Annotated in this window: 13 protein-coding genes; 6 read left to right on the top strand and 7 right to left on the bottom strand. The window is 59.2% G+C overall.

The genetic code is table 11. The features are described from left to right. Positions 1–49 precede the first annotated feature (49 nt). Entirely contained in the window at positions 50–775 is a 726-nt protein-coding gene (locus tag ACXAGD_RS16230; RefSeq protein WP_475211933.1) for an NYN domain-containing protein, read from the top strand. 10 nt (positions 776–785) lie between these two features. Here the strand turns inward: ACXAGD_RS16230 and ACXAGD_RS16225 are convergent, their stop codons facing one another. From ACXAGD_RS16225 to ACXAGD_RS16215, 3 genes are all read right to left on the bottom strand, one after another. Then, positions 786–1724, bottom strand: a complete 939-nt coding sequence (locus ACXAGD_RS16225; RefSeq protein WP_475211932.1) for a DMT family transporter — start codon at positions 1722–1724, stop codon at positions 786–788. Positions 1725–1876: 152 nt separating this feature from the next. Continuing rightward, entirely contained in the window at positions 1877–2290 is a 414-nt protein-coding gene (locus tag ACXAGD_RS16220) for a group III truncated hemoglobin (RefSeq protein WP_475211931.1), read from the bottom strand. Positions 2291–2338: 48 nt separating this feature from the next. Further along, positions 2339–5314 (bottom strand): error-prone DNA polymerase, encoded by a 2976-nt coding sequence (locus tag ACXAGD_RS16215; protein WP_475211930.1) that lies wholly within the window; start codon positions 5312–5314, stop codon positions 2339–2341. Between the two features lie 110 nt (positions 5315–5424). Here ACXAGD_RS16215 and ACXAGD_RS16210 point away from each other — a divergent pair, with 110 nt between their 5' ends. Then, positions 5425–5892, top strand: coding sequence for a DUF1203 domain-containing protein (locus tag ACXAGD_RS16210; RefSeq protein WP_475211929.1), 468 nt, complete (start codon positions 5425–5427; stop codon positions 5890–5892). Here the strand turns inward: ACXAGD_RS16210 and ACXAGD_RS16205 are convergent. Next, positions 5889–6878, bottom strand: a complete 990-nt coding sequence (locus ACXAGD_RS16205) for an ABC transporter ATP-binding protein (RefSeq protein WP_475212616.1) — start codon at positions 6876–6878, stop codon at positions 5889–5891. The two genes, ACXAGD_RS16210 and ACXAGD_RS16205, sit on opposite strands and share 4 nt — an antisense overlap. Before the next feature lie 87 nt (positions 6879–6965). Between ACXAGD_RS16205 and ACXAGD_RS16200 the strand changes: the two genes are divergently transcribed. The 3 genes from ACXAGD_RS16200 (at position 6966) to polA (ending at position 10798) form a co-directional block, all read left to right on the top strand. Then, positions 6966–7136 carry a zinc-finger domain-containing protein gene (locus ACXAGD_RS16200; protein WP_475212614.1) on the top strand — a complete coding sequence of 57 codons (171 nt, stop codon included), beginning with the start codon at positions 6966–6968 and terminating at the stop codon, positions 7134–7136. Between the two features lie 95 nt (positions 7137–7231). After that, on the top strand, positions 7232–7894 hold the full coding sequence (locus tag ACXAGD_RS16195; protein WP_475211928.1) for a YrbL family protein: 663 nt from the start codon (positions 7232–7234) through the stop codon (positions 7892–7894). A 105-nt stretch (positions 7895–7999) separates the two neighbouring features. Continuing rightward, positions 8000–10798 (top strand): DNA polymerase I, encoded by a 2799-nt coding sequence (gene polA, locus ACXAGD_RS16190; RefSeq protein ID WP_475211927.1) that lies wholly within the window; start codon positions 8000–8002, stop codon positions 10796–10798. Between the two features lie 43 nt (positions 10799–10841). On the opposite strand, the gene ACXAGD_RS16185 is transcribed toward polA, so the two are convergent. Then, positions 10842–11072 (bottom strand): DUF2798 domain-containing protein, encoded by a 231-nt coding sequence (locus tag ACXAGD_RS16185; RefSeq protein WP_475211926.1) that lies wholly within the window; start codon positions 11070–11072, stop codon positions 10842–10844. 61 nt (positions 11073–11133) lie between these two features. Then, the gene (locus tag ACXAGD_RS16180; RefSeq protein ID WP_475211925.1) at positions 11134–11889 is read right to left on the bottom strand and encodes a hydroxypyruvate isomerase family protein; all 756 of its coding nucleotides are present in this window, start codon (positions 11887–11889) and stop codon (positions 11134–11136) included. 182 nt (positions 11890–12071) lie between these two features. On the opposite strand from ACXAGD_RS16180, the gene ACXAGD_RS16175 reads away from it, so the two are divergent. Next, positions 12072–13007 carry a DMT family transporter gene (locus tag ACXAGD_RS16175; RefSeq protein WP_475211924.1) on the top strand — a complete coding sequence of 312 codons (936 nt, stop codon included), beginning with the start codon at positions 12072–12074 and terminating at the stop codon, positions 13005–13007. Here ACXAGD_RS16175 and ACXAGD_RS16170 read toward each other — a convergent pair. Next, positions 13004–13582: a DUF1285 domain-containing protein gene (locus ACXAGD_RS16170; RefSeq protein WP_475211923.1), complete on the bottom strand. Its 579-nt coding sequence runs from the start codon at positions 13580–13582 to the stop codon at positions 13004–13006. The two genes, ACXAGD_RS16175 and ACXAGD_RS16170, sit on opposite strands and share 4 nt — an antisense overlap. Between the last annotated feature and the right edge of the window lie 33 nt (positions 13583–13615).

Below are 13615 nucleotides of genomic sequence, written 5' to 3'. Positions count from 1 at the left end.
TTTCGTTCTTACATTCGGCTTTAAGGCTAATTGAAGTTGAGGGATTTTCGTGACGACGAAGACTGCAGACCGCCTTGCGGTTCTGATTGACGCGGACAATGTGTCCGCAAAACACGCAGCCGAGATTTTTGAAGAAATCGCCACACTAGGCGAAGCCGGATTAAGGCGGATCTACGGGGATTTTTCCAACGGACCGCCGCAAGGATGGAGTGCTCAGTCTTTGGCGGAATACGCCATTGTTCCCCACCAGCAGTTTGCCAACACTACTGGAAAGAACTCCGCCGATATTGCGTTAGTTATTGATGCGATGGATATCCTGCATTCCGAGCGGTTCAGTGGTTTTGTTCTAGTTTCTTCGGACAGCGACTTCACGCGTCTCGCCAGCCGCATTCGCGAACAGGGGCTGGATGTGTTTGGCATCGGAGAGCGCAAAGCGCCCAAGGCCTTTGTGGCTGCATGCAACAGGTTCATCTACATTGAAAACATCGAAAAGCCGCAAGCTGGCGTTTCGCGGACCCCAAAAGTCGAGGGTGTAAAATCGAAGCATGAATTGAACCACGCATACCAACTGATCAGAAATGTCGTGCTCAACACGAATGAGCCGGACGGTTGGGCAAGTCTTGCATTTGTAGGAAGTCAGCTCGGCAAGATGTACCCGGACTTTGACTCTCGCACGTATGGCCACAAAAGGTTGAGTGATCTGGTGCACAGCATTGACCGCTTTGAAAAAAGCGGCGCAAACGGTGATCTCAAGATTAGATGCAAGGATGCTTGAAGACGGGACTTTACTCTCCCGGACGCGACGCCCCCGTATCCGACCGTGGTGACCGCACGCGCAGAACCGGCGTATTCGCTGACGATGTGTTGGCCCGGCTCTCGCGCCAGACAACGAACACACCCGATGCGATGATGACGCTGGCTCCGACGGCGACCCAGCCGTCCGGACGCTCACCAAAAAAGATCATGCCGAACAGCGTGGCCCAGATGATCTGGCTGTACTGACTTGGGGCCACGACCCCTGCGGGGGCTGCGCGGTAAGCGAGGATGATCAGGTGCTGTGCGATGACCGAGAACACACCGACCAGCGCCATCATTGCCAGATGCAACAGCGAGGGTGGCAGATAGACGGCAGGCTGCGCAAGGCTCATCACCACAATGGCCAGCAGCATCGGATAGAGGATCAGCACGGCCGAGCGTTCCTGATTTCCGATCTTTCGTACCAAAACAGAGCCTAACGCGCTGCAAAACGCTGCAGTCAAGGCGGTCAGGTGGCCAAGGGTGATGTCCGTTGCACCGGGGCGCAGGACGATCAGCACGCCGATCAGGCCAACGACAACGGCGGCCCAGCGTTGGGCGCGCACGATTTCCCCCAATAAGGGGATCGACAGAACTGTCACGAACAAGGGAAAGGCAAACAGCAGCGAATAGACTTCGGCCAGCGGCAACACCGAAAAGGCGTAGAAGGCGCAAACCATCGAGGTGACCAGCAAAGCAGAGCGGAACAGGACGAGCCACGGGTGATGCGGCAGGAAATTCCCGGTGGTCCGGTCAGTCAGGATCGTCACTGCCATCGGTACAAAGGAAAACAGCGTGGCGAAAAAGATGATCTGCATCACCGAATAGGTGCCGCCCAGCACTTTGATCAGCGCGTCATGGCTGGCAAAGACGGCAAAGCCCGCAAACGCGTAGCCAAGGCCCCTAAGGGTGGTATTCTGAGTGCTCATGGATCGGCCTCGGGTGATGTATCGGTGTGGTGGCATCGCGCCGTCACAGCTCGGGCAGTACTCCGGCTGGCTTGCCTTTGAGTAAACCGATTTTGGCGGTCCGCATAGCCCCTATTTTACCGCTAACATCGCATGACCGATATGACGCGGGATCAACGCAGAATCGGTGGCGCGTCCTTGGGTTGGCGGGCGGACTGCACGCCGGCCTTCATGCCTACGCCGATCCGCCGGGCCAGCGCGACCCACGGGACAGCCGCTTCCGGCGGCAGCGTTTGGTTGGCGACCTCTTCAAACAGGTCCAGCCAATGGGCGAACATCTCGGGTTTCACATCCGGCCGCTCGATATGTGTCCGCTGCGGATTGCCGTCATAGCTGCGCTCAAACAGGATGGCGTTGCGCCAGAAAGCGGCGATCTTTTCTTCATGCGCGGGCCAGTCGGTGACGTGGCTGGCAAAGACCGGACCCAAGACGCTGTCTTCGCGCACGCGGGCATAAAAAGCGCGGACCTGCGTGTTGATCTGATCGGGCGTTGCAGGAAAGCGCGGCGGCAATGTGGGTCTGGTCATTTTTGGTCCGATTTCGACTCTGTACAGGGTGGGTAACCGGTTCTGCCGTCAGGCAACAGGCGTGGTTTTGTCGCGCGGCTCCGGCGTCAGCAGGTGCCGTATCAAGGCCACCGGATGCGCCTTCAGGCTAAGGCGGGTGGCCACATAATCCTCGACCACCTGCTCGCCCAAGGTCATCTGGGGCAGATAGGCTTCGGGTTCCCCCAGCGCCTCGCCCTCCAAATCCTGCGAGAACAGGGGCAGTGGCTTGGCGGTGGCAATCGCCTTGGCCTGCCACAAAGCCTCGCGCCGGGTCAGGTCGCAGGCGGCGAAGGCATCGGCTTCGGCCAGCCGTTCGATCACCGAGGGGCCAAGCCCGGCGCGGCGCCAGACATCATCGACCTGATGGTAGCCATTGCCGCGCGCGGCAGTCAGCCAACTGGCGTCTTCCTCGCTGAGGCCCTTGATCTGGCGGAAGCCCAGCCGCAGGGCCAGCCCGCCATGGCCGTCAGGTTCCATCACATTGTCCCAGAAACTGGCATTGATGCAGACCGGGCGGACCTGCACCCCATGCTCGCGCGCATCGCGCACGATTTGCGCCGGAGCGTAGAACCCCATCGGTTGCGAGTTTAGTAGCGCGCAGGCGAAGATGCCGGGATGGTGGCATTTAATCCAGGCCGAGGCATAGACCAGCAGCGCAAAGCTGGCCGCGTGGCTTTCGGGGAAACCGTATGAGCCGAACCCTTCGATTTGCGAGAAACAGCGTTCCGCGAAATCCCGTTCATAGCCGTTACGCTCCATCCCGCGCAGGAACAGGGCGCGGAATTCGCTGACATTGCCGTGTTTTTTGAACGTCGCCAGTGAACGGCGCAGCCGGTCGGCCTGTTCCGGGGTGAAACCCGCGCCGACAATGGCGATCTGCATCGCCTGTTCCTGAAACAGCGGTACGCCCAGCGTTTTGCCCAGCACCTCGCCCAATTCGTCCGAGGGGAAACTGACCTCCTCCTCTCCGTTCCGCCGCCGGATATAGGGATGGACCATATCGCCCTGAATGGGGCCGGGTCGGATGATGGCGACCTCGATCACCAGATCATAGAAATTGCGCGGCCGCATCCGGGGCAGGAAGTTCATCTGGGCGCGTGACTCCACCTGAAACACGCCGATGCTGTCGGCCTTACACAGCATGTCATAGACCGTGGGGTCCTCGGGCGGCAGAGTGGCCAGCGTATAGCTGGTCTGGTGATGCTGGGTGATCAGATCGAACGCCTTGCGGATGCAGGTCAGCATCCCGAGGCTGAGCACATCGACTTTGAGGATGCCCAGACTGTCGATGTCGTCCTTGTCCCAGCAGATGACCGTGCGATCCTCCATCGTAGCGTTTTCGATGGGAACCAGTTCGTCCAAACGCCCCTCGGTGATGATGAAGCCGCCCACATGTTGCGAGAGGTGGCGGGGGAAGCCGTCGATCTCATAAACCAGCATTAGAGTCTGTTTTAGGCGCCGATCCCCGGGGTCGAGGCCAATCTCGCGCATCCGTTCGGCTTCGAGACCTTTGGCGGAAAAGAACCCCCACAGCTGTGACGATAGCGCCGAGATTGTGTCTTCGGTCAGGCCCATGGCGCGGCCAACCTCACGAATGGCGCGCTTGCCGCGATAGTGGATGACGGTGGCACACAGCCCTGCGCGGTGGCGACCATAGCGGTCATAGATGTGCTGGATCACCTCCTCGCGGCGTTCGTGTTCGAAATCCACGTCGATATCGGGCGGTTCATCGCGTGCCTCGGACACGAAGCGTTCGAACACCATCGTGCCCATCTCGGGGCTGACCTCGGTGATGCCAAGGCAGAAGCAGACCACCGAATTGGCCGCCGAGCCGCGCCCCTGACACAAGATATCGCGGGACCGGGCGAAGGTGACGATATCGCGCACGGTCAGGAAATAGGGTTCATACTTCAGCTTGCCGATCAGGGTGAGCTCATGGGCCAGCATCTTCTTGGCCTTCTCTGACGCGCCCGCCGGATAGCGCCATTTCAGCCCCTCATGCGCCAGTCGGTGCAGGCGCTGGGTCGGGGTTTCCTGCTCGCTGCCTTCGCTGGGATACTCATAGCGCAGCTGGTCCAGCGAGAAGGTGAGCTGTTCGCTGAGTTCATGGGCACGGGCAATGGCGCCCTCATGGCCTTTGAATATCCGCAGCATTTCGGTCTCGGACCGCAGGCGTTGTTCGCCATTGGCCAATGCCTCACGGCCCAGATCATCCACTTTACGGCGCAGGCGGATTGCGGTCACCACATCGGCCAGTTTGCGGCGGGCACCGTGATGCATCATCGGTGTGGCACTAGCGAGTGTGAGGATGCCGAGTTGCTGTGATTCAGTCTCTAACAAAGAGAAGTATGGGCTGTCCGCGCCGTCATATCGGGGGTGCATCAACAGATGCATCCGTCCAACAAAGCGGCGCGTCAACTGTTGCGCCTGTGTCCGCCAAGGGCTCTGCCCGTCTTTCGCCTGAGAAGCGCCACTGGCGCTTCTTCGAGACAGCTCAGACTCCGCGCCGCCCGGAGAGCGCGTCTCTTGTGGCCAGAGCAGCAGGTGGAGCCCGTCGGAGAATTCGAGCAGGTCGGACAGGTGTAAGATGCAGTCACCTTTCTTGGCCCGCAGGCGGCCTTTGGACAGAATGCGGCATAGGTTGCCCCAGCCCTGCCGATTCAAGGGCAGGGCGGTGACGGTGGGTGCATCAGTGAAGATCAGCCGCGCGGCGGGGATCAGTCGGGGTACTGCGTGGATCGGATACGAGGGCGGTTTGGGGATGTGATCGGGGCAGGGCGGGCCGATGGATGTATTCTGCGCCTCCCACTCCAGCCGTTCACGGACCTTGCGCGCAATCTCGCGCCCTTGCGTATGGGCGCGGACGATCCCGGCAACCGAGTTGTCATCGGCAATCGCGATGGCGGGCAGACCCAGGGTGACGGCACGCTCCATATACTCCTCGGGGTGCGAGGCCCCGGTGAGAAAGGTGAAGTTCGACGTGATCGACAGCTCGGCATACATGGCGATTCCATATTATATTCACGTTTTGTTCTTTTTCGAGTCCTTTGCGCAGGAAACGGGTCGCTTGAGGTCAAAGCGATGGGCAGGGTCACGGAAAAAGGAGAGACATGATGCAAAAAATATCAGCCCTTCCCACCGAACAGGTTCAGGCTTATCGCAACGGTGCATTGGATGGGTACGGTAACCCGCCGGAACGCGCGATTTCCAACGGTCAGGGCAACCCGTGCCGCCATTGCCTGACCTACATTCCCAAAGGAAAAGAGATGCTGGTTCTGGCGCACAGGCCCTTTCCCGCGGCGCAACCATTTGCGGAAACTGGGCCAATTTACCTTTGTGTAGAGCCTTGTCAGCGCTATGAAGGGCCTGCTGAGCTGCCCGAGGCGCTGACCGCATCACCCAACTATCTGATCAAGGGATACGGCCCGGATGACCGGATTGTTTATGGCACCGGAATCATCACGCCGCAGCACAGGTTGCATGAGGCTGCCGAGGATATTTTTGCCCGGGACGACGTGGCTTACATCCACATCCGTTCGGCGTTGAACAACTGCTATCACGCCCGGATCGACCGGGCTTAGAGCTTGACCCGGTGCATCCCCCGACGCGGTTGATCCTGATCCTCGGCGGGTTCATCCGCGCGGCTGGAGGTCAGGGCGAGGAATACATCCTCGAGATCGGCTTCTTCCGTGCGGACATCACGAATGCGGATATTGGCGGCGCGGACGGATTCCAAAACCTGCTCGGCGCTGGTCTGGGCGCTGCGATACTGCAGCACCAGGCTGCCATCGTCACGCAAAGCGGCCTCGACCCCTTCGGTTACAGGCAGATCGGTGATCGGGCTGTCCGGGACAATCACCATCGTCCGACTGTCCATGCGGCTCAGAAGATTGGCGGTGCTATCCTGTGCGATCTTCTCGCCGTGGTTGATGATGGCGATCTCGTCGCACATCTCCTGCGCTTCTTCCAGATAATGGGTGGTCAGGATAATGGTCATGCCCTGTTCGTTCAGCTTGCGCACATTGGTCCAGAGCATCTGGCGCAGCTCGATATCCACGCCCGCCGTGGGTTCGTCCAAAACCAGAATCTTGGGGTGATGCACCAGCGCCTTGGCCAGCAGCAAACGCCGCCGCATGCCGCCAGACAGGGTGCGGGCATAGGCCTCGGCCTTGTCGCTGAGGCCGACCAATTCCAGAATCTCGTCACTGCGACGCTGCGCCTTGGGCACGCCGTATAGGCCAGCCTGAACCTCCAACGCGCCGCGCGGGGTAAAGAACGGGTCCAGGTTCAGCTCTTGCGGCATCACGCCGATGGCAGCGCGGGACGAGCGTGGGTTCTGGTCCTGATCGAATCCCCAGATCGACACCTTGCCCGCTGATTTCACCACCAGCCCGGCCAGAATGTTGATTAAGGTGGATTTCCCGGCCCCATTCGGTCCCAGCAGCCCAAAGACAGACCCACGCGGAACGGTCAGGTCAATGCCTTTCAGCGCGTGCTTTTCAGGTTGGCCCTTGCCGCCCCGATAGGTCTTGCGCAGTCCTTCGATCCTGATTGCCGCATCGCTCATGTGGCTCTTGCCCCCGGTTTGCTCATCGCTCATAAACGCACCTAGTACATGCCCGCGAGGCCGACAACCGAAGAAGGATCGCCAGCCGTGAACATCGAAGCGCCGGAAACCAAGATTGTGGAAACCGCCCGAGTTGCCTGTGACGGTGGCGAAGGCGCATTGGGCCATCCGCGCGTCTGGCTACAAATCCCCGAGGATATCGGCTGGGTCGAATGCCCCTATTGTGATTGCAAATACGTGTTGTCCGACAGGGATTAACAATACTGACACAAATCTGTTACAACATCGTCGCCCGCTGGATTTGAGAGCAAGACACTGGCGTTGCGTTTGCGTGATTTTGGAACGGATTAACAATGCTCTTTCCATTGCAGCTTTTGCATCTGACAGACGGTGATCTTGTGGCAAAAGGTGGCCACAGGAATGTGTATGCGTGCCCGAACCAGCCAGAACTCCTGGTCAAGGTGACACGCCCGCGGACGCGTCGGAATCGATCCTTCTCGAAACGTTTGGTGCGGCGCCTTCTGCCGGATTCGGCCTTTCGCAACGCGCTGAAAGAGCTTGAGTGCGAGATGAAGGCGGCGCTGAAGATCGGTGGTGATATTGCACAGCTGCCCTTGGCGCGATCTTTCGGTGTGGTGCAAACGGATGTCGGCCCGGGGGTTGTTGTTGAACGGATTCAATCCGAAGACGGCGAACTTGCACATCATCTGTTATGGATGAGTAAACGCCATCTGCTGAACGAAGAAATTGTGGCCGACCTCAACAGTTTTGTGCAAAAGCTGTTCCAGTTTCAGGTCGTGGGCCGCGACATTCACGAGCAGAATATCGTTTACGGCGTTCGCAACGAGACCCGGATGTTTTTCCTCATCGACGGCTACGGCGAGCGCAACCTCATCCCGCTGCGGTCACTGAGCCGCCGTTTGAACGACCGCTCGCTGAACAAACAGATGCAGCGGATCGCGGAACGGACCGGGTTGCATTGGGACAAAACGCGACGCGCGTTCAGCATCGCCTGACGGAATGCAAAAACAGTCAGCCTGATTGAGGGCAAGGCGCGTTCCTGACTGGTCACCCGCCTGCCCCTGTGGCAGAACCATCCCTGACCGACAGGGAGAGCGCGCATGAGTAATTTCGGAAAAGGGTGTCACCTGCATCTGATCGATGGATCGGCCTTTATTTTCAGGGCCTATCATGCGCTCCCGCCATTGACGCGCAAATCCGATGGCTTGCCGATCGGGGCCGTGTCGGGGTTCTGCAACATGCTGCAGAAATATGTCGAAGGAAACGCCGGGCCGGATGCGCCGACCCACGTGGCTGTGATCTTCGACAAGGGCTCGCACACCTTTCGCAACGATCTGTATGATCTGTACAAAGCCAATCGTGAGGCCATGCCCGAGGATCTGCGCCCGCAGATGCCTCTGACCCGCGAGGCGACGCGCGCTTTCAACATCGCATGCAAAGAGCTTGAAGGCTACGAAGCCGACGACATCATCGCCACCCTCGCTGTGCAGGCGCGCGAGGCTGGCGGGCGTGTGACCATCGTCAGCTCTGATAAGGATCTGATGCAGCTGGTCGGCGGCGGCGTGGAAATGCTGGACGCGATGAAAAACAAGCGCATTGACCGCGATGGGGTGTTCGAGAAGTTCGGCGTTGGCCCCGAGCGCGTGGTCGATGTGCAGGCTCTGGCCGGGGACTCGGTGGACAACGTGCCAGGGGCCCCTGGGATCGGGGTCAAGACGGCGGCTTTGTTGATCAACGAATATGGTGATCTGGAAACGCTGTTGGACCGCGCTGAAGAGATCAAACAGCCCAAGCGCCGTCAGACGCTGATCGAAAAGCGCGATCAGATCGAACTGTCGAAAAAGCTGGTGCAGTTGGACGAACAAACGCCGCTGGATTTCACTCTGGATGACCTTGAGGTGAAGGACCCCGATGCCGAGATCCTGTTGGGGTTTTTGGCGGATATGGAGTTCCGCACCCTCACCAAGCGCATCGCCGATAAACTTGGGGCCGAGGCTCCGGTCATTGCCGATGCGCCAGCCCCTGTTGCTGAGGCGGAAGAGGTCGAGGCGCTGCCGTTTGATGCATCGAAATACGAATGCGTCCGTGATGCCGGGGCATTGCAGAAATGGATCGATCAGGCGTTTGAACGTGGCTGGGTGGCCGTAGATACCGAAACGACTGGCCTGAACGAGATGATCGCCGATTTGGTGGGTATTTCGCTGTGTGTTGAGGCCGGAGAAGCCTGCTACATCCCCCTGACCCACCGGGATGGGGCCGCAGATGATCTGTTCGGTTCGGATGCTCTGGCCGAGGGGCAGATGCCGCTGGATGAGGCTCTGACCCTGCTGAAACCGATGCTTGAGGATCCGTCGATCCTGAAGATCGGGCAGAACATGAAATACGACGCCAAGATCTTTAAGCGCTATGGCGTGGATGTGGCCCCGATCGACGACACGATGCTGATGTCATATGCGATGCATGGCGGTGAGCATGGTCATGGCATGGATACTCTGTCCGAACGGTATCTGAGCCACACGCCGATTCCGATCAAACCGCTGTTGGGCTCGGGCAAATCGGCGATCACCTTTGACAAGGTACCGATTGATGAGGCCACCGCCTATGCGGCCGAAGACGCGGATATCACCCTGCGTCTGTGGAAGCTGTTCAAGCCGCAACTGCATCAGGTGCAGGTAACCACGGTTTATGAAACGCTTGAACGTCCTTTGGTGCCAGTGCTGGCCGAGATGGAGATGCATGGCATCAAGGTTGACCGCGATGTGCTGAGCCGCATGTCGAACGCGTTTGCGCAGAAAATGGCCGGGTTAGAGGCTGAAATCCACGAGCTGGCCGGTGAGAACTTCAATGTGGGTTCCCCGGCGCAGTTGGGAGAAATCCTGTTCGACAAGATGGGTCTGGAAGGCGGCAAGAAGGGTAAGACTGGGAAATACTCGACCGGGGCCGATATTCTTGAGGACCTCGCGACCGAGCATGAACTGCCCCGCCGGGTGCTGGATTGGCGGCAGCTGTCCAAGTTGAAATCGACTTATACCGACGCGCTGCAGACCCATATCAACCCGGATACGGGCCGAGTGCATACATCCTATTCTATCACCGGAGCCAACACGGGCCGTCTGGCCTCGACCGATCCGAACCTTCAGAACATCCCGGTGCGCACCGAGGAAGGCCGCCGTATTCGCGAGGCCTTCATTGCCGAGCCGGGCAATGTGATGGTGAGCCTCGACTACAGCCAGATCGAGCTGCGGATATTGGCGCACATCGCCGACATTCCGGCCTTGAAACAGGCCTTTGCGGATGGGTTGGACATTCACGCCATGACCGCGTCCGAGATGTTCGATGTGCCGCTGGACGAGATGACGCCGGATATTCGCCGTCAGGCCAAGGCGATCAACTTTGGTGTGATCTATGGCATCTCGGGCTTTGGTTTGGCGCGAAACCTGCGCATCCCGCGGGCTGAGGCGCAGGGCTTCATCGACCGCTATTTCGAACGCTTTCCAGGTATTCGGAAATACATGGATGACACCGTCGCCTTTGCCAAAGAGCATGGTTATGTGCAGACCCTATTTGGGCGCAAAATCCACACGCCTGAGATCAACGCCAAGGGGCCGCACGCGGGCTTCTCGCGTCGGGCGGCGATCAACGCGCCGATTCAGGGCACGGCTGCGGATGTGATCCGGCGCGCTATGGTGCGGATGCCGGATGCGATCAACGGGCTACCCGCCAAGATGCTGCTGCAAGTGCATGATGAATTGCTGTTCGAAGTGGCCGAAGACGCGGTGGATCAGGTGATCGGTGTGGCGCGCGACGTCATGGAAGGCGCGTCCGATCCGGCGGTGAAGCTGGACGTAAAGCTGAGCGTGGATGCTGGGCAGGGGGCCAACTGGGCCGAGGCGCATTAAGGCGCGCTACTCATCAGGCCCGGCGGGCCCTCTTCGCAGCGGGTCAGTCCTGTGGACTGACCAGACGGTTGACGAACCGTTGCACGGATGGGCCAAGCAGCAGGATGACCGTGAAGGCAATCGGCCAGCAAAAGGCCCAGGACGCCATCCAGTCGGCCAGAGTGCTGGGACCAAACCCGATGGCTTTTACCGTGGCGATGCCGGTTACGATGCAGGACATCAGGCCTGACATGATCAGGCTGAACAAGGCACGGGCATAACGGGCAGAGATCATTGTAAGCATCCTGAGGGTCGAGAAGCCCTGATGTGCTGCATTTCCCGCCAAAAAGCCAGAGCTAGACCCGCAACCAGTCAAGGCTGTCTGGGGTTCGGGGCGTCGAAGGCGTGTATTCGGCGCTGACCCAACCAGCGTAGCCGGCGGTGTCCATTGCCATGAACAGATGGCCGAAGTCCGTTGGCCCGCGCCCCGGTTCGGAGCGATCCGGAGCAGCACCGATCTGAGCATGAACGACCCGAGGGTGAAACCGATCCCAAACCGTCTGTGCATCGCCGTTGATCATATGGGCGTGGAAACTGTCAAATTGCAGCCCGATATTGGGGCGGTCCACCTGGTCCAGCACTTGCTCGGCCAGATCGTAGTCATTCAGGAAATAGCCGGGTTGCGACACCGGGTTGAGCGGCTCGATTGTGAACTGCTGCTGCGGTGCAAAATCGGCGGCCCATTGCAGGTTGCGCACGAAGCTCTGCAGCGCGTCCGGCCCAGAGGCATAGCCTGACATGATGTGGATCAACCCCGGCCTCAGGATATCGGCATAGCGCAGCACGCGGCGGATATCGGACTGAAACCGCGTCTCACCGCCCGGAACTGCGGCATATCCGGGCTCGCCCCCGGTGTAATTGGGCGGCGGGGCGTTGATCAGCACCAGTTCCAGCCCGTTGGCCAGCAGGGCGCGGCGGGTCTCCTTTGCGGCCAACTCGTAAGGAAACAGAATCTCGACCGCTTTGAAACCGGCCTCGGCCGCGGCCTGAAACCGTTCGAGATAGGGAAGCTCGGCAAAGAGCAAGGATAAATTGGCAGCAAATTTGGGCATGGGCGGTCTCGGTCAGTTTCTGCGCGGAGATTAGCGGTGAGGCGGTTTCAGAGAAAGAGGATCAAAAACGACAGATTGTCGAAAATCGGCCAGAACGCCCTGCGCAAATCAGAGACGTTCCCATTAACGCGGCGAATCATTTCAACGACGCCGTGCCAACAGAAGGTATGAACCCCATGGCAATGAGCCCTGATCCCGTGCGCGGGAACACTCTATCTGTGTCTGGTGGAGGCAATTCCGCCTTGTCCGGCAACGGCTTGGCGGTTGCGTCGATGCTGACATGGGCTGCGGGATTTCCGGCAGCTGAGGTGCTGTTGCAGAGCTGGCCTCCGGTCGCGTTGTTTGCTGCACGACTGGCGCTGGCGGTGGCGGTTATGATGCCGATCTGGTTCCTGATCGACGGGTCAAACCGAGTGTTGCGCGCCCGCTGGGGGCGTGCGCTATTTGTTGGCGGAACCCTGGGCGCTGGCATGTTTCTGATCATTCTGGCCCAAAAGCTAACCGATCCGGTGACTGTGGCCATCATCGCGTCCTGTGCGCCTTTGTTCGCAACCCTGATTGAGCTGGCGACGGGAACGCGGCGGTTGCGGTGGAACTTTGCCCTTGGCGTGATCGTTTCGATCGTCGGTGGCCTGATCGCCACCAGCGCCGTAGCTCCGGCCCAATTGGGTGTAGGCGCGGCCTGCGCCATCGTATCCACCGGCTTGTTCTGCTGGGCCTGTATGGCGACTGCGCGGGATTTCCCCGAACTCAGCCAAACCGGACGCAGCACCATTACCTTTGTCGGTGGGCTGGTTTCGGCACTGCTTCTGTTCTTTGTCGCCGGGCAAATCGGGATGGAGGTCATGCCGACCGCGCCGATCGACGTTCAGCAGATCGGTATGCTGGGAATTTACGCGCTGGTGGCGATGGGCGTGAGCCAGGTTCTGTTCATCTCATCCGTCGGACGGCTGGGTGTGGCGCTGGCTTCGTTCCACATCAATATCGCGCCGTTTTACGTGATGCTGATCATGCTGGTGCTGGGGGAAGAGTGGAACTGGACCCGCGCGCTGGGCGCGGGCATCGTGGCTATGGCGGTTGTGCTGGCGCAGGACCGGAAGGTTGCGAACCCCGCTTAATCGGGCAGGTCGTTGGACTTGATCAGCGGAAAAAACTGCCCGCCGGACCAAACGCCGAACCAATCGTCATTGTGTTCGGCTATGTCCACAAGGCGATAGAAACTCTTGCGATCTATCCGTGCTTCAAGGTTTGCGCGAACCAATATGTAGGGTGACGGCTCATCTGTTTCGGGATCAATGACAATGCGGATCGGGTGGTCTGACCCAGCCATCGCCGTGTCGCCGACATGGGTGGAGAAGGTCAGGTTTTGCGCCTTATCTGCACCCTCGATGTCGAAATCGACGGCGACAAAGGGGGCGTCCTCGACGGTGATTCCCACCTTTTCGACAGGTGTCACCAGATAGTATTTCCCATCTTCTTTCTTAAGAATTGAGGAAAATAGCTTCACAAGCTCGAACCTGTTGATGGGCGAGCCTAAATAACTCCAAGTGCCATCTTTTGCGATCCGGATGTCCAGATCGCCGCAAAACGGAGGATTCCACAGGTGAACGGGGGGCAATCCCTTAGTTTTGGTCGCTTTGACTGATGCAGCCAGGCCATCAGGCGAAGGTGTCACAGGTTTTTGTCCGCTCATTGCTTTTGCCATTTCCTCTCAGCGCGATACACT

The sequence above is a fragment of the Ruegeria sp. ABF4_144 genome, from assembly GCF_056160045.1.
The sequence above is the reverse complement of the archived record's forward strand: the minus strand, read 5'-3'. Positions and strand labels throughout refer to the sequence as shown.

Excerpts from the sequence above, each read along its gene's own strand:
- ACXAGD_RS16220 (WP_475211931.1), bottom strand. The coding sequence starts at position 2,290 with ATGACCAGACCCACATTGCCGCCGCGCTTTCCTGCAACGCCCGATCAG.
- ACXAGD_RS16225 (WP_475211932.1), bottom strand. The coding sequence starts at position 1,724 with ATGAGCACTCAGAATACCACCCTTAGGGGCCTTGGCTACGCGTTTGCG.
- ACXAGD_RS16205 (WP_475212616.1), bottom strand. The coding sequence starts at position 6,878 with ATGAGCGATGCGGCAATCAGGATCGAAGGACTGCGCAAGACCTATCGG.
- ACXAGD_RS16210 (WP_475211929.1), top strand. The coding sequence starts at position 5,425 with ATGCAAAAAATATCAGCCCTTCCCACCGAACAGGTTCAGGCTTATCGC.
- ACXAGD_RS16195 (WP_475211928.1), top strand. The coding sequence starts at position 7,232 with ATGCTCTTTCCATTGCAGCTTTTGCATCTGACAGACGGTGATCTTGTG.
- polA (WP_475211927.1), top strand. The coding sequence starts at position 8,000 with ATGAGTAATTTCGGAAAAGGGTGTCACCTGCATCTGATCGATGGATCG.
- ACXAGD_RS16215 (WP_475211930.1), bottom strand. The coding sequence starts at position 5,314 with ATGTATGCCGAGCTGTCGATCACGTCGAACTTCACCTTTCTCACCGGG.
- ACXAGD_RS16175 (WP_475211924.1), top strand. The coding sequence starts at position 12,072 with ATGAGCCCTGATCCCGTGCGCGGGAACACTCTATCTGTGTCTGGTGGA.
- ACXAGD_RS16185 (WP_475211926.1), bottom strand. The coding sequence starts at position 11,072 with ATGATCTCTGCCCGTTATGCCCGTGCCTTGTTCAGCCTGATCATGTCA.
- ACXAGD_RS16170 (WP_475211923.1), bottom strand. The coding sequence starts at position 13,582 with ATGAGCGGACAAAAACCTGTGACACCTTCGCCTGATGGCCTGGCTGCA.
- ACXAGD_RS16180 (WP_475211925.1), bottom strand. The coding sequence starts at position 11,889 with ATGCCCAAATTTGCTGCCAATTTATCCTTGCTCTTTGCCGAGCTTCCC.